Below are 21,035 nucleotides of genomic sequence, written 5' to 3' on the forward strand. Positions count from 1 at the left end.
GGATTATTGCATGTCAGACGCAGATATCATTGTCATCGGATCGGGCCATAACGGGCTTGTCGCCGCCGCCTATCTGGCGGTTGCTGGCAAGAGCGTGCTCGTGCTGGAACGCAATGAATGGCACGGCGGCGGCGTGGTGACGCGTGAGCTGACCCGGCCCGGCTTCCATCACGATCAGCATTCGATGAGCCACATCTTCATCCAGGGCAATCCGCTGCTGTTGAATGACGAGCTGGGGCTGAAATCGAAATACGGCCTGAAATATCTCTTCCCCGAAGTGCCGATGATGAGTGTGTGGGAGGATGGCGCCACCCTGCCGCTCAACCGCGATCCGCACAAATCCGCCGAAGCCATTCGTCACTTCAGCGAGAAGGACGCCAGGACCTTCCTCGAAATGAGCCGTCAGGCGGCTGAATGGCTGCCGATGATTCAGGCGGGGCTGTATTCGCCGCCCATGCCGGTGGGCGCGCAGACCGCGATGATGGACCAGTCCGCCGAGGGGCGGGAGATCATGCGAACCATGGCCGTCAGCACGTTCGACCTGATGGATGAGCTGTTCGAGCATGAGAAGGTGAAGGCGCATTTCGGCCGCGTGGCGGGTGAAAACCTCGTCAGCCCGGATGAAAAGGCCACCGGTATCGGCGCCTATGTCTTCCTCGGCTTCCTCGAGAAATTCGGCTTCGGCGTGCCCGTTGGCGGCTCCGGTTCGCTCACCAATGCGCTGATCGCCTGCATCGAGGATCACGGCGGCAAGGTGGTCAATAATTCGCAGGTGCGCGAGATCGTCTCCGATGGCAGCCGTGCCACCGGCGTGGTGCTCGACAATGGCGATCGCCTGTCTGCCAATGATGGCATTATCGGCGCGATCCATCCGCATGTGCTGCCCGACATGGTGCCCAGCCTGCCCGCGAACGTGGCGAAGAACGCGCGGCGCACGCATATCACCGATGCCGCCTGCTTCACCGTCCATGCCGCGCTCGACGCGCCGATGAAGTTCAAGGCGAAGGATGCGCAGGGCGGCGAGCTGTCGGCGGTTATGTATGAGCTGATGCCCGATAGTTATGAGGACATGCGCCGCGCATTCGACGAGCTGCGCTATGGCAATTTCTCCCCCACGCCGCTGGTGGGTGTGGGCCAGCTGACCCAGCATGACCCCAGCCGCGCGCCCGATGGCAAGGCCATCTTCCACGCCTGGGATTACGTGCCCTATGCTCGCAAGGATGGCCGCAACTGGGATGAGGCCAAGGGCGAATTCGCCGAGAAGATGATCGCCCGCATGGGGGATTTCATCGAGAATGTGCCTGACATCGTGCTCGATTATCACTGCGATTCACCGGTCGATATGGAGCGCACATCGCCCAGCTTCTTCCGCGGCGACCTGCACGGCATTGCCACCACCACCTACCAGTCCGGATCGCACCGCCCCACGCCGGAACTGGGCCAGTACCGCGTGCCGGGCGTGGACCGCCTCTATCTGGTCGGCCCGTTCCAGCATCCCGGCGGCGGCGTGTTCGGCGCAGGCCGCGCCACGGCAATGGTGATGGCCGAGGATATCGGCGTCGATTTTGACGAGATCCGCATATGAAGATCTACGCCGCCGACAAGTCCGAGCTGATGCAGGTCAGCAAGATCGAGCGCAAAGGCAATGATCTGGTGCTGAAGGGCAAGGTCTATGGCACCATGCCGATGACCGCCACGCTCACGCCCGAACAGGCGAAAGAGGCGATGAAGTTGCTGACGCCAAAGCTGATCCTGTTCCTGCTCACCATGCCCTTCCGCAAGTCAAAGGCTGCCAAATGACCAAACGCCACGTGGGAAATTCCGTCATCGTTACCGGTGCTGCCGGGGCAATCGGCTATGCCACCTGCGAAATCCTCGCCCGCGAAGGGGCCGAAGTGCTGATGGTGGACATCGCCGCAGACCGGCTGGAGAAATGCGGCCATGTGCTGCGGGCCAAGGGCTATCACGTCATCACCCATGTCGCCGATTGCGCCGATGAGGCCGCCGTCGAAGGGTATGCCAAGGCGGCGATGGAGGCGTTCGGCAAGATCGACGGCTTCTTCAACAATGCCGGGATCGAGGGCGATCTGGCCCCCACCCATGAATATGACATCGCCATGTTCGACAAGGTCCTGCACGTGAATTTGCGCGGCATGTTCCTGGGCCTTCGCTTCGTGCTTCCGCACATGGTCGCCGCTGGAAAGGGCGCGGTGGTCAACACCGCCAGCATCGGTTCCGAACGCGGACTGGCGGGCGCCTGCGCCTATAATGCCACCAAGCACGGCGCGGTCGGCCTGACCCGCACGGCGGCATCCGAAGTGGCGCAAAAGGGCGTGCGGGTGAACTGCGTGATGCCCGGCGTGATCGAGACCCCGCTGCTCGTGGGCATGCTGGAACAGATGTTCGACAGCGTGGAAGCGGGCATGAAGAAGCTGGGCGAAGTGGCCACGCTCAACCGTGTTGGCCAGCCACCTGAAGTCGGCAATGTGGTCAGCTTCCTGCTCAGTGACGAAGCCAGCTACGTCAACGGCGCCAAGTGGGAAATCGACGGCGGCGCGCTGGCGACGATCCGCAACGATATTTGAGCAATTTTCTGCACAGGGCGGCGCGTCAGCTTGGGCAGGCGCCTTCCTAGAGCCGGGAGACCACGAAATTGGCCAGGTGGGCGCGGCCATGGGCGATGGCGGTGCAGGCGATGGTCGATACTTCCTCGTTGGCGTAATAGATCTGGCACGTGCCGCGCGCCTCCACCTGTTCGCCATTGCGCCCGGCGATGCTGGTCACGGTCATCCGGTCGCCTTCGAATGTGCCGGAAAAGCGCATCCTCACGCCCCAGCTTCGCGATGCAAAAACGATCCCCTTGTCATCCACGGTCACTCTGTTGCAGGTGACCAGATTGTCGCCTTCGGCCCGCTCGCGAAGGGTTTCGGGATAAAGGCATGTTCCATCGAACTGGCCGGTCAGCGGCGCGCCAGGATCGAACTGTGCGGCAATAAGGGTGAGCAGGGCGGCCAGCATGGGGGCGACTCCAGAATTGCGGAACAAACATCATTATCCGGCAGTTTAGGAGGCAAAGCAAAGGAGCCCAACATGATTGGCAAGATTTTCGGCGCTGTCGCAGGCGCACAGGCATCCAAATTCACCCGCAGCATTGGCGGAACAGGCGGCGCGGTTCTGGGCATGATCGCCGTGCCCGTGCTGCGCAGAATGCGCATCGGAACGATAGTGGCGCTTGGCGCAGGCGGCTATGTGGCCAAGAAGCTGATCGACCGCAAACGGCAGGATGAGGCTGCCGCGCCAACTCCGCCTGCGGAGTGATCAGCCGCAGTCAGGGTCCAGCCCGGCGGCTTCCTCCACCACCTTGGCGATGGCGGTAAAGTCGGCGTCCGGCCCTTCGCGTTCCAGCGTGCGTTCAAGGTAATCCTGCACGATCCTGCCCAGTGGCAGGGGCACGCCAGCTGCGGCGGCCTCATCCATCAGCAGCTTTGTGTCCTTCAGGCTGAGCGCGGCGGCAAAGCCGAAATCGAACGTGCGCGGCAGCACGGAACGTGGCCATTTGTCGCGCGTGGCGGAATTGATGCCGGTGGACTGGTTGAGCACGTCGATCATCCGCGCAGGGTCCAGCCCGGCCTTGATGCCAAAGGCCATGCCTTCCGCCGTCACCCCGATGGCGACCGCGCCCAGCAGATTGTTGACCAGCTTCATCGTCTGGCCGGAGCCGGGCGTTTCGCCCATGTGCGTGGGCTTGCCGATCGCTTCCAGCAGCGGACGCAGAAGCTGATATTCCTCCTCAGGACCGCCGACCATGATCGAGATCGTGCCGTCCACCGCACCCTTGATCCCGCCCGATACCGGCGCATCGAAACAGGCGACGCCCTGCGGGGTCAGCGCGGCGGAAAGGTCCTGCGCCAGCTGCGGTCCGGAAGTGGACAGGTCACAGAAGATCGAAGGCTTGCCGCGTGAGAAGATGCCGTCCGGCCCCAGCACCGCATCGCGCACGATGGCGGGGGTGGGCAGGCTGGTGAAAACGATGTCGCAACGCTCACCCAATGCGGCGGTTGATCCGGCTGCCTGGGCGCCCTTTGCCACCAGCGCGGCAATTGCCTCATCCGAAAGGTCATGCACCAGCAGCGTGTGGCCGGTCTTGAGCAGATTGGCGGCCATGGGCGCGCCCATGCGGCCCAGTCCCAGAAATCCGATAGTCGTCATAATGCCTCCAAAGCCGCAGCAACGGGCCTATGCGGCGGCAGGTCGACGCGGGCAATATCGTTGTGCGAAGGAAAGCACGCCAGCACCAGCGGATCATGGCCGGGAATGACGTGATCGAGCGATCCGCCCGCCAGTTCCATCACCCGCTGCTGCGCGCGGCCATAGTCCGCCTCATCAATGAAAATGGGGAATGGCAGCCTGCGGGTGATATTGGCGTAGAGATGCGCGGCATCGCTGGCCAGGATCACCGTTCCGCGCGACGTGTCGCAGGCGACAACCTGCAACCCCGCCGTATGGCCATGGGCGAGGTGAAGGCGGATGCCGGGGGCGAACTCCTCGTCCCCCTCATGAAACACCACGCGGTCGGCGTATAATTTGCGCACCAGCTGCGCCACCGGCTCCCCATCGAAAGGTGCGCGCACGCCGTGGTCGCAGACGTGACGGCTGGTGGCGAAGGCCAGTTCGGCATCCTGCACGTGGAAGCGGGCGTTGGGGAAATCCTCCATCCCGCCGGCATGATCGTAATGCAGGTGGGTCAGGATCACATCGGTCACGCCCAGCCGGTCCACGCCTGCATCGCGCAGGGACTTGCGGATAGGGCGGGTAATTTCCCGCCCCCGCGCCGCTGCCGCCGCCGCCCCGAAACCGGTATCGACCACCACTGGCGGCAAGCCTTCGCGATGGATCGCCCAGACATAATAATCCAGCGGCATGGGCAGGTCATGATCGTCCACCGGCGCGGTGAAATTGGCCGCGGCGGTGCGTTCATGCCGGGCATAGCGGATCGCCTGAATCATGGTGACCGGAGCTGATTCAGGCGATCCCACTATGTGTCAGGCGAACTTCAGCCGCACGGGCTGCTTGATCGGACCGTGGCCGACGGTGGTCATCCACGGTTCGTAATCGCCGGCAATCTCGAAGCTCGCCACTTCGCGCACGATCGTGCCCAGCAGCGCCTGCGCCTCTGTCTGCGCCAGCATCCGTCCCACGCAGCCATGCACTCCGTATCCCCAGCCGAGCGAATGCTTGGTATCTCGCTCTATCCGGTATTCATCGGGCGCATCCCAGTAACGCGGATCGCGGTTGGCGGCGGCGAACATCAGCCCGCAGCGAGTGCCAGCCGGCACGATGTAATCGTCAATCGGCACATCGCAGGTGGTGATGCGGCCGGCCATGCGGCTGGGCGAATCCCACCGCAGGCTCTCGTCAAAGGCATTACGGAGCAGCTTGGGATTGGCGCGCAGCTTGTCATACTCGCCGGGGAACAGGGCCCATGCGCGAATGGCGTTGGCCATGGTGAGATAGGTGGTGTCGGCCCCGGCGCTGAGCACGGTCTGCAGCAGCAGCTTTGCCTCATCCAGCGTCACCTGCCCGCGGTCGGCAGCACGGAAGAACTCCGCCCCGATGCCTTCGGGATCGATGGCATCGCGGGCGCAGACCTTGTCCAGCCACTCGATCACCGCGGAGAAATCGGCGTCCATCGCCTCGTCAAACAGCTCTCCGGGCGGGCCCATCGTGGCCCAGACCATCTGGCTGAAGCCGTGCATATGGTGGCGGCCTTCCTGCGGCAGGCCCAGCACATCGGGCAGCACGCGGAAGATGAAGGCCTGGGTGATCTCGCCCACGGCGTCCACCGCCTCACCCTCCCGGGCGCGAAGCTCATCCACGAATTCCTGCGCGGCCTGCTGGAAGATCGCCTTGGTTCGCTCCAGCGCACGCGGGCTGAGCGCATCGGACACGACCTTGCGCACCTGCGTATGCTTGGGCGGATCATCGGTCAGGAGGATTTCCGGCCTTGGCGAATTGGGATCATGCCACGGACGGCTGGCGCTGGAAAAGCTCTTCCAGTCGAGCAGGCCGCTGGTCACATGTTCATGCCGCGCGATCATCACCGTGCCATCGTGCAGGCGCACGGCGGGGGCGAATTCACGCAAGGCATCATCCACCGCGCGCGCATTGCGCACCGCATCGGGAGTGAAGATGTCGAGCGGATAATCGGGGATGGGTGTGCTCATGGCCTACAGCCCCAGCCCGTCAAAACGCACATCGCCTTCGCCATGCGTGTTGATATGGCCTGCCGTGGGATCGAAGAAATGCGCGCCGATCACCACCACGCCGCTGTCCTTGTACTTGTCGACGAAAGTGGTGCGGGAGTTGCGCCCGGCATCCTTGTCCATGTCGAAAGTGGCGGTGCGGTGCGGCATGGCGCATTGCATCGGGTGATGCATCAGGTCGCCGGTAATCACCGCGCGCTCCCCCTTGCTTTCAATGCACACATGCACGTGGCCGGGCGTGTGGCCGTGGCTCGGCTCGGTCGTAATACCCGGCGCGATCTGGTGATAATTGTCGATGAACTGTGCCATGCCCGCCGCCACGATCGGATCGACGCATTCGATCATGTGGTTGGGGTTGTGGATGCCGTCGCTGCGCAAGGTGTTCTGCCAGGCGTCGAATTCGGTCTTGCCGAACAGGTATTTGGCATTGGGGAACGTGGGCCTGTACTCGCCCGTTGCCGGGTCCTTGTAGGTGTTCCAGCCGACATGGTCGAAGTGCAGGTGCGTGCACATCACCGTGTCCACATCCTCGCGCGAAATGCCCAGGCTCTCCAGGTCCTGCAGGAAGCCTTCGGGCAGGTTGCAGAACACATCGAACTCACGCTCGCGCCCGGCGCCGATGCAGCTGTCGACCACGATGTTGCGGTCCGGCGTCTGCACCACGAAGCCCTGAAAGTTCATCCGCTGCTGGCCATCGGGCGTGGCATAATGCGGGTGCAGCCATTTCAGCGCGATCACCTCTTCGGGCGTCGCGTCGGAGATGGTCATGTTGATGTTGTCGGTGAAATTATAGATCTCGACAATGCGGGTGATTTTCACATCACCCACCTGCCAGCTCATCATGGTTTCCTTTGCCAAGGCTCTCTCTCCAGTCAGGCGGCTTCTGCCGCTCCGGGTTTGTAACGTGCGACGCTTGTCGGCGGCAATTGTGCGGCGGGCAATGCGGGTTTGCCGAGGATGAAATCGGCACAGCGCTCACCAATCATCACGCAGGGCGCATTGGTGTTGCCGCCGATGACCGATGGCATGACGCTGGCGTCGGCCACGCGCAGGCCTGTAATGCCCCGAACCCGCAGCTGTGGATCGACCACAGCGCTGGCATCGCCCGCTGCGCCCATCTTGCACGTGCCCACGGGGTGGTGAACGGTATAGCCGGTCTCGCGGATATAGGCGTCGAGCGCGGCATCACTGGTGACCTCTGCGCCCGGTGCCACTTCGGTGCCGTTGTAGCGCTTGAAGGCATCGCTGGCGAAGGCGGCGCGGGCGATCTTCAGCGCGCGGATCAGCGGCTGGATATCCTCCGGCTCCTGCAACAGCCTGGGATCGATCAGCGGCGCGGCGGCGGGATCATTGCTGCCCAGGCGAATGGTGCCGCGGCTCTTGGGATACAGCGCCACCGGGCTGATGGCATAGCCGTGGCCCACCGGGAACGGCACGCCCTTCACCGTCAGGCGTTTGGCCGGCTGGAACACGAATTGCACGTCCGGCTTTGTCAGGCTGGGATCGGTGCGCAGGAAGGCCACGCTTTCAAACACATTGCCCGCCAGCGGTCCCTTGCGGGTGGCGAGGTAATAGAAGAACCAGGCGATATCGCGCGGGGCAGCCTTCCAGCTGATGCCGTAACTGGTGGAATCGCTGGTTTCCATGTGCAGTGGGCTGGCCACATGATCGTGATAGTTTTCGCCCACGGCGGGCAGATCATGCACCACGTCCACGCCCATTTCCTTCAGATGGGCGGCGGGGCCAATGCCGGACAACATCAATATCTGCGGCGTCTGCACCGTTCCGGCAGACAGCACCACTTCGTGCCGCGCGCGGATCACCTTGCCGTCCACCAGCTCCACGCCAATGGCCCGTCCGTCTTCCACCAATATGCGCGCCACGCGGGCATCGGTCTGCAAATGGATATTGCCGCGCTCCATCGCGGGCAGCAGCATCTGCCGCGCGGTGCTCTGGCGCAGGCCCTTGCCGATCAGGCCCTGACGGCGGCCATAGCCTTCCGGGTCAGGCCCGTTGAAATCCGGGCAGGCGGGAAATTGCAGCGACGCCAGCGCATCCATGAAGGAGTAATTGAGCTGGTTGGGGTTCTCCACGTGCTTGACGTTGATCGGGCCATCGGTGCCGTGGAACACGCTGGCGGGATAATTCTCATTATGCTCGGTGCGGGTGAAATAGGGCAGCACTTCGGCATAGGACCAGCCGGTGCAGCCCGCGTCCGACCAGTCATCATAATCGGTGGGATGGCCGCGAAAATAGACCATGCCGTTGATCGCGCCCGATCCGCCCAGCACCCGCCCGCGCGGCACGCCGATCTTGCGGCCCGCCATGCCCGGCTGCGGCACGGTTTCAAAGCTCCAGTTCGTCTCCTTGCGGCCAATCGCGGCGGCAACGAAGCTGGGCACGTGGATGAACGGATGGCTGTCATGCCCGCCCGCTTCCAGCACGCAGACGGTCTTGGTCTCATCCTCTGAAAGCCGCGCGGCCAGCGCCGCACCGGCAGAACCTGCGCCGATAACAAGGTAATCGAATTCGCCAGCGATCATGTATCTCTCTCCCGAGAATTACTGTGCGAGGCGGACGCAGGCTTGGCAAGGCGGAACGTGAGCAGCAGCTGCCCCGGACCTCATTCTAGGATGCGGAATCCGCCCCACCTGCCCGCAGGCGGATCATGAAGGCGGCCAGCGATTCGATCTGGTGCTGCTCCAGAGTGAAGCCCATTTCGGCCGGATAATTGTGACCATCGGTAAGCCATGCAGCCAGCGCCTGCTGGGTCATGGCGGGACGGCCTGCGATTTCGCGGAAGGCGGTTGCGTCCTCATTCGGGGAATCCCCGGTCCTGCCCGTTGCATGACACTCCGCACAGGAATCGCGCGCGATCAGCATACCCATAGAGGCGTCGGGCGCATAAGGCGCGCCATCGGTGGTGGTTGCGCAAGCCGCCAGAGCCAGCAGCAGGCACGGCAGGCCAAGCTTGGCGAGGACCGCGCGAGGCGAGCCTGTGCGGGCGGCGATGTGGTCGGGCGTGGCAGCGGTCAAGTGGTGTCTCTCCTGAGGGCACTGTGCGGAGGGGCAGGAGGCTTGGCAAGGCTCTTGCGTCATTGGCTCCTGATTGCATCAATAAACATATGACTTGCGAACTCATGTGAAAAAATAGCAGCAAAATCCCTACGCTTTGCTTTGACTGTTCCGCCTTGCGTTGTTCGCGACATGCTTCCTGCCGTATGCGCAACAAAGTCTGCAACCACGAGGCCGGCGAGAAGCTCCTTTCCCGTATTTTTCGCTTGGGTGGCAAAAAAACAAGGGACTTTCGCGCCATCCTTACGACGGAAGTCATAACGCCTAAAATAGTCGTTGTAGAGCGAGTCCAATCGTTGTGAATGTTCAAATAGCATGACGATCCCGCTAAAGTCTCCTCCCATCCTCTTTATGACTTCCAGCATTTGCTGGATCGCCATGTAAGCTGTGAGATGGAAGGCGCTATGCTCCGTTTCGTTTATCATGCTCGATTTTGCAATTGCTGCGAAGCGGCCAAAAGCTCCCTTCGCGAAATATGTGCCTAATGCAGATTTTTGCGCATCGCTAAGTTCTTTCGGATTCAACTCTGATGCGTGCAGCCGACTACCTTTATAGGAGAATTTCGATTCCAAGATTGTCCAAGATCGTTCAATCGCGGTTTCATAATCCGAGGCTCGACAGAGGCAGCCCCCAAAGCCAAAATAGGGCACCTCGAAAGACGAAAGCCTCTCATCTCCCGTCTCGTCAACAAAGACTAAGAGAGTGTCATCGTCAAATTCAGTTGCGGTGCGATCGTGCTCAATCACGAACGCCATGGTAACCGCCTGCGTATTCTCTCACTCCCCATCATACTCAATCGCCTGCGCCGCAGCACCGCTCAGCACAAAGCCGATCGGTCGCTCGGCCTCCTCGGTCAGGTGGCCGATCAGGCCGCCGGTGCGGCACAGCAGGCCGATGCCTTTCAGCGCCGCGACGGGCCAGCCCAGGTCGAGCATGATCGCCGGGATCGGGCCGTTGACGTTGACGGGCAGTTCGCGGCCGATGGTTTCGGGCAGGGCGGCCTGCAATGCGCGCATCATGGCCACGTGTTCGCCCGATACGCCGCGCTCGTCTGCCAGCTTGAGCAGCAGGTTGGCACGCGGGTCGCCTTCTGAGTGTTGCGGGTGGCCAAAGCCGGGCACGGCCTTGGTGGTCTTGCGCAGTTCCACGATATTACGCTTGGCCACGTCCGCCACATCGTCGCCCGTCTCGCGCTGGTCGGCCACGCACTGCGCGTAGAATTTGCCCGCCACTTCGGCGCTGCCCAGTACCACCGATCCGCAGCCCAGCAGCCCTGCCGCCACGGCGCCCTGCACTGCCTCTGGCGCGGCGGCCAGGGTCATGCGGGCGGCCACGACGCTGGGCACCAGTCCGTGTTCGGCCAGCGCGCACAGAACGGCGTTGAGGAAGAAGGACTGGTCCTCGTTCGGCTCCTCCCCCGTCACCAGCAGCCAGAAGTAGGAGCTGAAATCCATTTTTCCGATGATGTCGCCGCACAGGTCTCTGCCCCTTACCGTGATGCTGGTCGCATCCGATTTACAGATAGCGCTGAAGGGTTGGTCCTGTTTGCCGATGCGCATTTGTCTCTCCTTGCCGATCAAGCTTTCAACCTATAGCGATCCACGCAAAGAGGAACAGGAGAGACGAATGGCCAGGCCGCTTGAAGGCATACGCGTGCTCGATATGGGCACTTTCATCACCGGGCCGGCTGCCGGCATGTTGCTGGCCGACTTGGGCGCCGAAGTGATCAAGGTGGAAATGCCCGAAACGGGCGATCCCTTCCGCGCCTTCAAGGGCGATCTCTATTCGCCGCATTACCAGACGTATAACCGCAACAAGAAATCCATCACGCTCAACACCAAGAAGAACCCGGAAGATCTGGCGGCGCTGGACGAGCTGGTGAAGACCGCGGACGTATTCATCCAGAACTTCCGTCCCGGCGTGGCCGAGCGGCTGGGCGTGGGGGCAGAGCGGCTGCAGGGCATCAATCCGCGGCTGATCTATGCCGATATCTCCGGCTTCGGTAACGATGGCCCGTGGAAGGATCGCCCCGCTTTCGACACGGTGGCGCAGGCGTGCAGCGGGTTTCTGCGGCTGCTGGTCAATCCGGGCAATCCGCGCGTGGTTGGCCCCGCGATAGGTGACGCTGTGACCGGCTTCTACACCGCCTTTGGCATTCTTGCCGCGCTGTATGAGCGGGAGAAGACGGGCAAGGGCCGCCGGGTCGAAACGTCGATGTTCGAGGCGATGTGCCACTTCAACCTCGATGATTTCACCCATTACCTCAGCGTGGACGAGGTCATGGGGCCGTGGTCTCGCCCGCATGTCAGCCAGAGCTATGTGTTCGAATGTGCCGACGGCGGCTGGATCGCGCTGCACATGTCCTCCCCGCCCAAGTTCTGGGAAAACCTGGCAGAAGCGGTGGGCCAGCCCGACATGCTCCAGCGTCCGGAGTTCGAAAGCCGCCCGGCGAGAATTGCCAATTACGAGAATGTGATCGCCTTCCTCGCGCCGATCTTCGCCACCCAGCCGCGCGCATATTGGGAGGAGCGGCTGACCGCTCTCGAAGTGCCGCATTCGGCGGTCTATTCGTCGAAGGAGGTGCTCGAAGGCCCGCTGGCAAAGCACCACAGGGTGAAAATTTCGGGCGAAGGACCGCGCGGTACGTTCCGTACCATCCGCAACCCCATCCGCTTTGACGGCGAGATAGAGGACACGGTCGTGCCGCCGCCAGAGCTGGGCGCGGACAATGCGGAAATCCTCGGGCGCAAAGGGTGATCCAGGGCGCGGCACTCGTCAATTGCGCCAACGCCCCAGTTTGATAGACTGACTGCATCAGGGACCGAGAAGAATCGGCCGAAGGGAGAATTCAAGATGTCCAGACTGCCTAACCGCCTGCACCATACCGCTTACGTCACCAAGGACATGGAAGCGACGCGCCATTTCTACGAGGATATCCTCGGCCTGCCGCTGGTGGCCACCTGGTGCGAATCAGACATGCTGTTCGGCAAGATGCGCACCTATTGCCACTGCTTCTTCGGCATTGGCGATGGCGGCGCGCTGGCTTTCTTCCAGTTCGCCAACAAGGAGGACGAGGAGCTGTTCGTCCCCGATATTCCGCAGACGCCTTTCGTCCACCTCGCGCTGGACGTGGACAAGGAAACGCAGGTGGAACTGGAGCGGCGGATCAAGGACGCCGGGCTGGATGCAACCTACGTGCTGGAGCACGGCTATTGCCGGTCGGTCTATGTCGTCGATCCCAATGGCATGACGGTGGAGTTCACCCATGACGATCCGCGGGCAGCGGCAGGTGACGCGGCGCGCAAGGCCAAGGCGCATGACGAGCTGAAGCGCTGGCTGGCCGGAGACTACACCTCCAACAACGACTTCCGCAGCGAAGAGGAAGCTGCCTGAACAGCAGGTTCCGCCACCTGAACTGGCGCTGCGAGGCGGATACCGCCCGGCGCGTGCTGCGTGCTTATAATTGAGAGGATACTGAATGACCCTTCCGCTGCTCCCGACTTCGCTGGTCGGCTCCTACGCCCAGCCCGAATGGCTGATCGACCGTGCCAAGCTGGCCGGGCGGTTCCCGCCGCGCACAAGGCAGAAGGAATTGTGGCGCATTCCGGAAGACATGCTCGAGGAAGCATGGGACGATGCCACGATCATGGCGATGGAAGCGCAGGAGCGTGCCGGGCTGGACATCATCACCGATGGCGAGATGCGGCGTGAGAGCTATTCCAACCGTTTCGCCACGGCGCTGGACGGGGTGGACATGGACAATCACGGCACCGCGCTGGATCGCAGCGGGGAGCCGGTGCCTGTGCCGCGCGTGACCGGACCGATCAGCCGCCGCCATGCGGTGCAGGTGCGCGACGTTGAGTTCATGAAGCAGCATACCGACAAGGCGATCAAGATCACCGTGCCCGGCCCCTTCACCATGAGCCAGCAGGCGCAGGACGATTACTACGGCGATCCCGAAGCGCTGGCGCTGGGCTATGCCGCCGCCGTGAACGAGGAGATCAAGGACCTGTTCGCCGCCGGCGCCGACGTGGTCCAGCTGGACGAGCCTTACATGCAGGCACGGCCCGACAAGGCGCGCCAGTTCGGCCTGGTGGCACTCGAACGCGCGCTGGAAGGCGTGCAGGGCACCACCGCGCTGCACATCTGCTTTGGCTATGCCCACCTGATTCACGAGCGGCCCGAAGGTTACAGCTTCCTGCCCGAACTTTCAGCGAGCGCGGTGCAGCAGATCTCGATCGAGACGGCGCAGTCGAAGCTCGATACCAAGGTGCTGGAAACCCTGCCGGGCAAGACCATCATCCTGGGCGTTCTGGACCTGTCGACCCATGCGGTGGAGGAGCCGGAAACCGTTGCCGCGCGCATTCGCAAGGCGCTGCCCCATGTCGATGCCAGGCGCATCATCGTGGCTCCTGATTGCGGGCTGAAATACCTCCCGCGCGAGGTTGCCTTCGGCAAGATGCGGGCCATGGTTGAAGGTGCGCGGATGGTGCGCGAGGAGCTGGCGTGAGCGGGTTCAAGACCACCCATACCGGCAGCCTGCCACGCCCAGAGTACCTGCTAGACCTGATGTTCGCCCGCGAAGGCGGCGACGGGGTCGATCAGCCGGCCCTGGATGAGGCGATTGACCGGGCCACGGCGGAGGTGATCGGCCACCAGAAGGCGGCGGGCATTTCCATCGTCGGCGATGGTGAAATGTCCAAGCCGTCCTACGCCACCTATATCAAGCACCGCCTGTCGGGCTTCGGCGGCGAAGCGGGCCAGTACGAGTTTCAGGACCTGGAGGAATTCCCCGGCGCCAAGGCACAGGTGTTTGGCAACAAGGGCCGCGCCAAGCGGTCCGCCCCTGCCTGCACCAGCCCCATCGAAGTGATCGACATGGAAGCTCCGCGCATCGATGCGGAGCGATTGACGCGCATTGCCGCTGGCCATGACAGCTTCATGTCCGCCGCATCTCCGGGTGTCACCGCGCTGTTCTTCCCCAACCAATATTACCCCAGTGACGAGGAATATGTCTTCGCCCTGGCCGAGGGATTGCGCCACGAATATGAGACGATTGCCGCTGCCGGGATCACCCTGCAGGTCGATTGCCCGGATCTGGCGATGGGCCGCCATGTGCAGTTCACCAATCTCAGCCTGGAGGAATTCCGCAAGCGGATCGGCATGAACATCGCCGCGCTTAACCATGCGCTGCGCAATATTCCGGCAGAGCAATGCCGCATGCACCTGTGTTGGGGCAATTATCCCGGCCCGCATCACTGCGACGTGGCGCTGGACGAAATTGCCGACATCGTGTGGAGCGCCAAGCCGCATGCCGTGCTGCTGGAAGGCGCAAACCCGCGCCACGCGCATGAATTCGCCTTCTTTGAGGACAATCCGCTGCCCGAAGGCAAGGTGCTGTGCCCGGGCATGATCGAACCGCAATCGACCTATATCGAACACCCTGAGCTGATTGCGCAGAGGATTGGCCGCTATGCCGATCTGCTGGGCCGTGAGCGGGTGATGGCGGGCGTGGATTGCGGCTTTTCCGTCCATGCCGGCAGCAACAACCTTGATCCCGATGTGGTGTGGGCAAAGCTGGCCACGTTGGCACAAGGTGCCGAGATCGCCAGCAAGCGATACTGGTAAGCGGGTAAAGCCCGCGCTAGGCACTTTTTTAACGATGTGGGCGTGGCGGAATTGGTAGACGCCGGGGACTTAAAATCCCCTGAGCTTTGCTCGTGCGGGTTCGAGTCCCGCCGCCCGCACCAGCTTTCCGCGCCAATGCTTGGCCACCGACGCATCCGCGTCTGAAACGAATGTCTCGCTGCGTTATCCATTCATCAACCACATGGGGTTAGATTAATTCTGTTCGCAGCCAGCGGGCCGGTTGATTGGGGCAGCCGCCGCGTAGACTTTTGGAGACGCCATGCGCGACGGATTACGCCGCGACACTGCCACTGCGCATTCCGCCGGGGCTGCACAATCGGGCAGCGATCAGCGCGGAGCACCCCGATTCGCTTTGCTGATTCGGGCGGCCAAGCTCATCACGCCCGAGGGGGAATTTCTGTGCGTTGTGCGAGATGCATCGGAGACCGGCGTCAATGTCAGGGTCTTCCATGCCCTGCCCGACTGCGGCGCGATGATGCTGGAAATGCAGAATGGTGACCAGCATGAGCTGGAGCTGATCTGGCAGGATAGCGACCGGGCAGGCCTCAAGTTTCTTGGCCCGGCAAATATCGCTCGAATCGTCGAAAGCCCCAGTCGCTTTGCCAAACGCCCCATTCGGATCAATCTGGAGGTTCCGGCTATTGTCGCCAGCGGAGATGAGCGTGCTGCGGCCCATATCCATGATATCTCCCAGCAAGGTGCCAAGATCACCAGCGATCACCGCTTCTCAATCGACCAGCGTGTCAGGCTTTCTGCGCAAGACCTGCCCGAAGTTAATGCCAAGATTCGCTGGCGGCGCGACAATGCCTTTGGCCTGGTGTTTGAAGATACGTTCCAATTCGGCGATCTGGCGCGGATCATTGCCGCCATGCAATCCCGGAAACCTGCCTGAATCCGGAAAGTCCGGCCCGCACAGGGCCGATCAGGGGCCGATCAGGCTCAGGCGGGGCGGAAGTCCATCGCCACACCATTGATGCAATGCCGCTTGCCGGTAGGCTGCGGACCATCATCGAATACATGGCCCAGATGCCCGCCGCAATCACCGCAATGCACTTCGCGGCGCGGATAGCCGAGCTTGTAATCGGTAGAAAATCCGACCGCTCCTGCGATCTCGCGATAGAAGCTGGGCCAGCCGGTGCGGCTGTCATACTTGGTGGCGGAGGAATAGATTTCATTCGCGCAGCCCGCGCACAGGAATGTGCCGGTGCGGTGCTCGTTATTGAGCGGGGACGTGAAGGCGCGCTCCGTCCCTTCCTCTCGCAACACGCGGAATTCTTCAGGCGTCAGGCGGCGGCGCCATTCGGCTTCGGTATAAGAAACGCGAAAACTCTGCGCCTTGGCGCTGAAACCACAGGCGGCAATGGCAGGCATTGCTGCGCCCATGCCCAACCAGGCCAAAAGCTTGCGTCGATCAATTTGCTGCCGGGTCATGATGATATTCCTACGCTGGTTTGTCGGAACCGTTCCTGAACATGCTCACAATCAGGGCCAGGCCGCGCGGACGCTGCCTGACGGCCTGCGGTCCCGATTTCATCACCTTCTTGCGGAACAATCCAGCCCCGACCTTGATGAACACGGCCACGCAGACAAGTTGCCAGCCAAGCGCCAGCACATGCGGCCAGATGGCTTCATCCAGCGCGGCACGGGCAAGCATGGCAAAGGGTGAGCTGAGCGGGAACACGATAGCTGCATATTCGATCCACTCCCCCGTTCTGGTTACCGCCAGGCTGGCAAAAAAGAACACCAGCACCTGCGTCATGGTGGCGGGCATGGCCATGGTCTGCACATCGCGCACGGTAGGCGCCATCGATCCGATGGTCAGGAAGATGGAGCCGAGCAGCAGATAACCCATGCCGAAATAGAGCGCCCCCAGCGTGAAGAACAACGGCCAGCCGACCCCCGGATTGGCGAATTCGGACAGAGACCTGCCGCCCAGCGCCAGCAAGGTGGCGCCCGCCGTTCCCCACACGGCGATACCGAATACGGAAATCGCCAGCATCGCGAACAATTTGCCCATGAACACGGCATCCATCGGGATGGCGGCGGCAAGGATCTCGATGATCTTGTTGCCCTTTTCCTCAACCAGATTGGACAGCACCATACTGGCCAGCAACATGATCAGCAGGAACAACATCAACTGCCCGCTCTGCGCCGTTCCCAGCCGGCCGCGGTTCTCGCTCGCCCCGCTGGTGGCAACGGCACTGGTGGTGACATGCGGATAGGCTGCCGGCTCCGCCCTGGATGCGCCCGCCGCGATCATCGCAATGGTGCCTTCCCAGCGCGCCAGATTGCCGGCGGGGGCGGTCAGTTCGGGGTTTTCGGGTGTACCGGTGACGATGGCGGCCAGGCTGCCTTCCCGGCCTTCCAGCACGGCACGGGCATCAAAGCTCTCACCCGGCTCCAGCCTCTTCAGTTCCACCATGGGCGGAATGGCCGGGCCTATATGCGATGCCAGATCGTTGCGTGCGGCCAGCATGGCATCCACATCATCGCCCTGCATGGCAACGCCCACATCGGCCGTGATGGCAGACGTCTGCACTTGCGCGCCGACCGTGCTCGCCAGCACCAGCACCACAATCGGGAACAGCGGGCCGAGCAGGAAGAAGATGAATGCGCGGCTGAACAGGATCGCGGTAAAATCGCGGCGGGCCACCACGAAGGCGGCGCGCCACAGCGACAGGCGGCCCGATTGGCTGGACTGGTTCATCACGCTACCTCGCTTAGGGGCCGGGTTACCAGATCGGCGGCGGCGGCTTCACCGGCAATGGCGACAAAGGCATCATGCAGGCCAGCCCGTTCTATGGAAAGCGACTGGATGCCGGCGTTGCCATCGATCAGCGCGCGCAGCAGTGGCTCAATCCCTGTCTCGGGAAGCGGGAAATACCAGAACTGTCCCACCCGGCGCGTTTCCTGCGGCAGGGCGGCCTTCCACGGACCTTCGCTTGCGCTGGTTTCCAGGCGGACCTGCGCGGGAATGCGATCGCGCGCGTCGTCCACCCGCCCGGCAAAGGGCACCTTGCCGCCGGCGATAATGGCAATGCCTTCGCACAGGCGCTCGGCATGGGCGATCACATGGGTGGAGAAGATGACTGTGGTGCCCTTGTCCGCCAGCGACCTGATCAGCACTTCCAGCTTGCCCTGATTAATGGCGTCGAGGCCGGAGAATGGCTCATCCAGAATCACCAGCTCAGGGTCATGCACCAGCGTGCCCAGCAATTGCACGATCTGCGCCATGCCCTTGGACAATTGCCGGATCTGCCGGTCTGCGGCATGGCCAAGGTCGTGATTTTCCAGCAGCTCGCGCCCGCGCCTGCGCCCTTCGGCCAGTGGCAGGCCGCGCAGCGCGCCCATGAAGGCGATCGCCTCATAGGCTTTCATCGCCGGATAGAGGCCGCGCTCTTCGGGCAAATAGCCGATCAGCCGGGCGACATCCTGCGGGTCCTTGTGGCCCAGCACGCGGCGCATTCCCGCATCGGGATCGATAATACCCAGAATCATCCGCAAGGTGGTGGTCTTGCCCGCGCCGTTGGGGCCAAGAATGCCGTAGATCGATCCGCGCTTTACGCTCAGATCAACCCCGTCCACCGCCAGCGTATCGTCAAAGCGTTTGACGAGGCCGCGAACTTCGATTGCCAGCCCCGTTGTGTCTGATGTCGCATTGTCCATCTGCTCGCGGTACAGCCCAAGCATGAACACGAGCAAGCAGGTTTATGGTTAACGCGGCCGTCATCAATTCACTTCAGCACGAATTGCGGCAGCAGGCGGCGCAGCTGGGCTTTGCGGCCATCGGTTTTGCACCGGCGGCGGATAATCCGCAGCAGGCGCAGCGCCTGCGCGAATGGCTCGATGCAGGCTTTCACGGCGACATGGCGTGGATGGAAGACAGGGCCGATGTGCGCCAGGGCCCGCAAAGCATGTGGAGCGAGGCGCAAAGCGTGATCGCGCTGGGCATGTCCTATGCGCCGGATGGCGATCCGCTGGCGCTGGAGGGCGATGACGAGAAGGCGCGCATATCGGTCTATGCGCAGGGCCGGGACTATCACGATGTGGTCAAGAAGGCGCTGAAGGCACTGGCCCGGTGGCTGGCTGCCGCGGCGCAGGATGCCGGGCTGGAGATGCAGCTGAAGGTATTCGTCGATACCGCGCCGGTGATGGAAAAGCCGCTGGGGCAGGCGGCGGGCATCGGCTGGCAGGGCAAGCATACCAATCTGGTGAGCCGCGAGCATGGCAGCTGGCTGTTCCTGGGCGCGATCTACACCACATTGCCGTTTGCCCCGGATATGCCGGAGAAAGACCACTGCGGATCGTGCAACGCTTGCCAGCAGGCCTGCCCGACAGATGCTTTTCCCGCGCCTTATCAACTGGATGCAAGGCGCTGCATTTCCTATCTGACGATCGAGCACAAGGGACCGATCCCGCTGGAATTTCGCGCCGCCATCGGCAATCGCATCTATGGCTGCGATGATTGCCTGGCAGTCTGCCCGTGGAACAAATTTGCCGAGGCGGCCGGGCGCAACCTTGCCTTTACCGCGCGCGACGATCTGGCCGGGCCGCTGTTGCGCGATCTTCTGACGCTGGACGACGCAGGCTTTCGGGCGAAGTTCTCAGGCTCTCCGATCAAGCGCATCGGGCGTGACCGGTTTGTGCGCAACTGCCTGATTGCGGCGGGAAACAGCGGCAATCGGGCGCTGGCCGGTCCGGTCCGGGCGTTGCTGGGTGACGGGGATGAAACGGTGGCTGAAAGTGCCCGATGGGCGCTTGAACAGCTTACAGGTAATCCTTGAGCGGTATATCGGCGTCCATCAGCGCCGCGGCATCTACTTCCGCCCGCGCCTCCACCAGTTTGCGGCCCTGCACATAATCCTTCACCCGGTTCACGCAGTCGATGGCGATGACGCGCCTGTCCTTGAGATAGACCACGCTGAAGCTGCGCTCTGCCGGGTCGCCGCGCAGGACGGTAGTGTCATGTCCGATGCTGAGGCCGGCGGTCTGCAGCTTGAGGTCATACTGGTTCGACCAGAACCACGGAATCGCGTGATAGGGCTGGGGCTGGCCGCAAATGGCCTTGGCGGCAGTGGTGGCCATGTCATTGGCGTTCTGCACGCTTTCCAGCCGGATGATCGCGCCATCGGCAAAGGCATTGGCATGGGCTGCGCAATCGCCGATCGCATAGACGTCGGGCAGGCTGGTGTGGCAATATTCGTCCACGTCCACGCCGTCCGCCCCGGCCGCTCCCGCAGCGATCAGCGGCCCGACGGCGGGCACGATGCCGATCCCGGCAACCACGATATCGCAGGCGATTTCCTCGCCACTTTCAAGCCGCACTGCCTTCACGCGCTCTTGATCGCCTTCACCATCGCCCAGCAGGCAGTCGACCGAGGCGGACAGGCGAATGTCGACCCCGTGGCGGCGATGTTCGGCTTCGAAAAAGCGCGAAAGATCCTCTCCCGCCACGCGCGCCAGCACGCGGTCCTGTGCTTCAACCAGCGTGACCAGGCAATTCAGCTTGGTCAGCACGGCTGCGGCTTCCAGGCCGATATAGCCGCCGCCCACAACCACCACGCGCTTGGCCCCGCCCTGCAGGTCCGCCATCATGCCATCGACATCGGGCTTGTGGCGCACGGCGTGCGTCCCGGCCAGATGCGCGCCGGGGCATGACAGCCGCCGGGCATCGCCGCCAGCAGCCCAGATCAGCGTGCCATAGCGCACCGGTCCGCCTTTGGAGAGGGTGATTTCCTTCGCATGGGGATCGATGCGGGTGACCGAAGTATCCAGCATCAGATCGATCTGCTTGTCAGGCCAGAACTGTTCGGGCCGGATCAGCAGACGCTCGAAAGGTTTGTCTCCGGCGAGATATTCCTTGGACAGCGGCGGGCGCTCATAGGGCGGAGACTTGTCTCGCCCGATCATCAGGATTGATCCTGCAAACCCGTTCTGGCGCAGGGCAATGGCTGCCTGTGCGCCGCCATGGCCCGTTCCCACTATCACGACATCAGCGCTGTTCATGGCCAACGGTTCGCTGGATTCGGCGGCTGCGTCAAGGACGCT

23 protein-coding genes and 1 tRNA gene are annotated in these 21,035 nt (G+C 62.7%); 11 read left to right on the forward strand and 13 right to left on the reverse strand.

Annotated elements, in window-relative coordinates; all coding sequences use genetic code 11:
• Window positions 1-10: 10 nt before the first annotated feature.
• Genes ABDZ98_RS01280 through ABDZ98_RS01290 form a run of 3 tightly spaced genes read left to right on the forward strand, consistent with a single transcriptional unit; the run spans window position 11 to window position 2,585 of the window.
• Entirely contained in the window at window positions 11-1,585 is a 1,575-nt protein-coding gene (locus tag ABDZ98_RS01280) for a phytoene desaturase family protein (RefSeq protein ID WP_160590695.1), read from the forward strand.
• A complete protein-coding gene (locus tag ABDZ98_RS01285; protein WP_160590694.1) occupies window positions 1,582-1,800 on the forward strand; it encodes a hypothetical protein in 219 nt (72 codons plus the stop codon). Before ABDZ98_RS01280 ends, ABDZ98_RS01285 begins: the two co-directional genes overlap by 4 nt.
• Complete coding sequence (locus tag ABDZ98_RS01290) at window positions 1,797-2,585, forward strand: SDR family NAD(P)-dependent oxidoreductase (protein WP_160590693.1); 789 nt, start codon at window positions 1,797-1,799, stop codon at window positions 2,583-2,585. Before ABDZ98_RS01285 ends, ABDZ98_RS01290 begins: the two co-directional genes overlap by 4 nt.
• 46 nt (window positions 2,586-2,631) lie before the next feature.
• Here the strand turns inward: ABDZ98_RS01290 and ABDZ98_RS01295 are convergent, their stop codons facing one another.
• Window positions 2,632-3,018, reverse strand: coding sequence for a hypothetical protein (locus tag ABDZ98_RS01295; protein ID WP_160590692.1), 387 nt, complete (start codon window positions 3,016-3,018; stop codon window positions 2,632-2,634).
• 72 nt (window positions 3,019-3,090) lie between these two features.
• Here ABDZ98_RS01295 and ABDZ98_RS01300 point away from each other — a divergent pair, with 72 nt between their 5' ends.
• Window positions 3,091-3,318 (forward strand): hypothetical protein, encoded by a 228-nt coding sequence (locus ABDZ98_RS01300; RefSeq protein WP_160590691.1) that lies wholly within the window; start codon window positions 3,091-3,093, stop codon window positions 3,316-3,318.
• Here the strand turns inward: ABDZ98_RS01300 and ABDZ98_RS01305 are convergent, their stop codons facing one another.
• The 8 genes from ABDZ98_RS01305 to ABDZ98_RS01340 all read right to left on the reverse strand — a co-directional run bounded on the left by ABDZ98_RS01305 (window position 3,319) and on the right by ABDZ98_RS01340 (window position 10,897).
• On the reverse strand, window positions 3,319-4,209 hold the full coding sequence (locus ABDZ98_RS01305; protein WP_160590690.1) for an NAD(P)-dependent oxidoreductase: 891 nt from the start codon (window positions 4,207-4,209) through the stop codon (window positions 3,319-3,321).
• Window positions 4,206-5,036 carry an N-acyl homoserine lactonase family protein gene (locus ABDZ98_RS01310; protein WP_343805309.1) on the reverse strand — a complete coding sequence of 277 codons (831 nt, stop codon included), beginning with the start codon at window positions 5,034-5,036 and terminating at the stop codon, window positions 4,206-4,208. Before ABDZ98_RS01310 ends, ABDZ98_RS01305 begins: the two co-directional genes overlap by 4 nt.
• 6 nt (window positions 5,037-5,042) lie before the next feature.
• The gene (locus ABDZ98_RS01315; RefSeq protein ID WP_160590688.1) at window positions 5,043-6,224 is read right to left on the reverse strand and encodes a cytochrome P450; all 1,182 of its coding nucleotides are present in this window, start codon (window positions 6,222-6,224) and stop codon (window positions 5,043-5,045) included.
• 3 nt (window positions 6,225-6,227) lie between these two features.
• Window positions 6,228-7,121, reverse strand: a complete 894-nt coding sequence (locus ABDZ98_RS01320) for an MBL fold metallo-hydrolase (RefSeq protein ID WP_160590687.1) — start codon at window positions 7,119-7,121, stop codon at window positions 6,228-6,230.
• Window positions 7,122-7,135: 14 nt separating this feature from the next.
• A complete protein-coding gene (locus ABDZ98_RS01325) occupies window positions 7,136-8,806 on the reverse strand; it encodes a GMC family oxidoreductase (RefSeq protein WP_160590686.1) in 1,671 nt (556 codons plus the stop codon).
• A gap of 85 nt (window positions 8,807-8,891) precedes the next feature.
• Window positions 8,892-9,299: a c-type cytochrome gene (locus tag ABDZ98_RS01330; protein ID WP_160590685.1), complete on the reverse strand. Its 408-nt coding sequence runs from the start codon at window positions 9,297-9,299 to the stop codon at window positions 8,892-8,894.
• A 59-nt stretch (window positions 9,300-9,358) separates the two neighbouring features.
• On the reverse strand, window positions 9,359-10,093 hold the full coding sequence (locus tag ABDZ98_RS01335; protein ID WP_160590684.1) for a DUF3800 domain-containing protein: 735 nt from the start codon (window positions 10,091-10,093) through the stop codon (window positions 9,359-9,361).
• 21 nt (window positions 10,094-10,114) lie between these two features.
• Window positions 10,115-10,897 (reverse strand): citryl-CoA lyase, encoded by a 783-nt coding sequence (locus ABDZ98_RS01340; RefSeq protein WP_160590683.1) that lies wholly within the window; start codon window positions 10,895-10,897, stop codon window positions 10,115-10,117.
• A gap of 67 nt (window positions 10,898-10,964) precedes the next feature.
• On the opposite strand from ABDZ98_RS01340, the gene ABDZ98_RS01345 reads away from it, so the two are divergent.
• From ABDZ98_RS01345 to ABDZ98_RS01370, 6 genes are all read left to right on the forward strand, one after another.
• Window positions 10,965-12,095 carry a CaiB/BaiF CoA transferase family protein gene (locus tag ABDZ98_RS01345; protein ID WP_160590682.1) on the forward strand — a complete coding sequence of 377 codons (1,131 nt, stop codon included), beginning with the start codon at window positions 10,965-10,967 and terminating at the stop codon, window positions 12,093-12,095.
• Window positions 12,096-12,191: 96 nt separating this feature from the next.
• Window positions 12,192-12,731 (forward strand): VOC family protein, encoded by a 540-nt coding sequence (locus tag ABDZ98_RS01350; RefSeq protein WP_160590681.1) that lies wholly within the window; start codon window positions 12,192-12,194, stop codon window positions 12,729-12,731.
• Window positions 12,732-12,816: 85 nt separating this feature from the next.
• Window positions 12,817-13,848 (forward strand): uroporphyrinogen decarboxylase family protein, encoded by a 1,032-nt coding sequence (locus tag ABDZ98_RS01355; protein ID WP_160590680.1) that lies wholly within the window; start codon window positions 12,817-12,819, stop codon window positions 13,846-13,848.
• Window positions 13,845-14,966: a uroporphyrinogen decarboxylase/cobalamine-independent methonine synthase family protein gene (locus tag ABDZ98_RS01360; protein WP_160590679.1), complete on the forward strand. Its 1,122-nt coding sequence runs from the start codon at window positions 13,845-13,847 to the stop codon at window positions 14,964-14,966. The genes ABDZ98_RS01355 and ABDZ98_RS01360 overlap by 4 nt, the downstream gene beginning before the upstream one ends.
• A 36-nt stretch (window positions 14,967-15,002) precedes the next feature.
• Window positions 15,003-15,088 (forward strand) — tRNA-Leu (locus ABDZ98_RS01365).
• A 158-nt stretch (window positions 15,089-15,246) separates the two neighbouring features.
• The gene (locus ABDZ98_RS01370; RefSeq protein WP_160590678.1) at window positions 15,247-15,879 is read left to right on the forward strand and encodes a PilZ domain-containing protein; all 633 of its coding nucleotides are present in this window, start codon (window positions 15,247-15,249) and stop codon (window positions 15,877-15,879) included.
• Window positions 15,880-15,926: 47 nt separating this feature from the next.
• Here the strand turns inward: ABDZ98_RS01370 and msrB are convergent, their stop codons facing one another.
• Genes msrB through ABDZ98_RS01385 form a run of 3 tightly spaced genes read right to left on the reverse strand, consistent with a single transcriptional unit; the run spans window position 15,927 to window position 18,677 of the window.
• On the reverse strand, window positions 15,927-16,418 hold the full coding sequence (gene msrB, locus ABDZ98_RS01375; protein WP_160590677.1) for a peptide-methionine (R)-S-oxide reductase MsrB: 492 nt from the start codon (window positions 16,416-16,418) through the stop codon (window positions 15,927-15,929).
• 10 nt (window positions 16,419-16,428) lie between these two features.
• Window positions 16,429-17,694 (reverse strand): ABC transporter permease, encoded by a 1,266-nt coding sequence (locus ABDZ98_RS01380; protein WP_160590676.1) that lies wholly within the window; start codon window positions 17,692-17,694, stop codon window positions 16,429-16,431.
• Window positions 17,694-18,677 (reverse strand): ABC transporter ATP-binding protein, encoded by a 984-nt coding sequence (locus ABDZ98_RS01385; protein ID WP_237437430.1) that lies wholly within the window; start codon window positions 18,675-18,677, stop codon window positions 17,694-17,696. Before ABDZ98_RS01385 ends, ABDZ98_RS01380 begins: the two co-directional genes overlap by 1 nt.
• Window positions 18,678-18,697: 20 nt before the next feature.
• On the opposite strand from ABDZ98_RS01385, the gene queG reads away from it, so the two are divergent.
• A complete protein-coding gene (gene queG, locus ABDZ98_RS01390) occupies window positions 18,698-19,771 on the forward strand; it encodes a tRNA epoxyqueuosine(34) reductase QueG (RefSeq protein ID WP_160590675.1) in 1,074 nt (357 codons plus the stop codon).
• On the opposite strand, the gene ABDZ98_RS01395 is transcribed toward queG, so the two are convergent.
• Window positions 19,755-20,993, reverse strand: coding sequence for an NAD(P)/FAD-dependent oxidoreductase (locus ABDZ98_RS01395; RefSeq protein ID WP_160590674.1), 1,239 nt, complete (start codon window positions 20,991-20,993; stop codon window positions 19,755-19,757). The two genes, queG and ABDZ98_RS01395, sit on opposite strands and share 17 nt — an antisense overlap.
• Between the last annotated feature and the right edge of the window lie 42 nt (window positions 20,994-21,035).

The organism is Alteraurantiacibacter aestuarii, assembly GCF_039523595.1.
In the GTDB taxonomy this organism is placed as follows: domain Bacteria; phylum Pseudomonadota; class Alphaproteobacteria; order Sphingomonadales; family Sphingomonadaceae; genus Alteraurantiacibacter; species Alteraurantiacibacter aestuarii.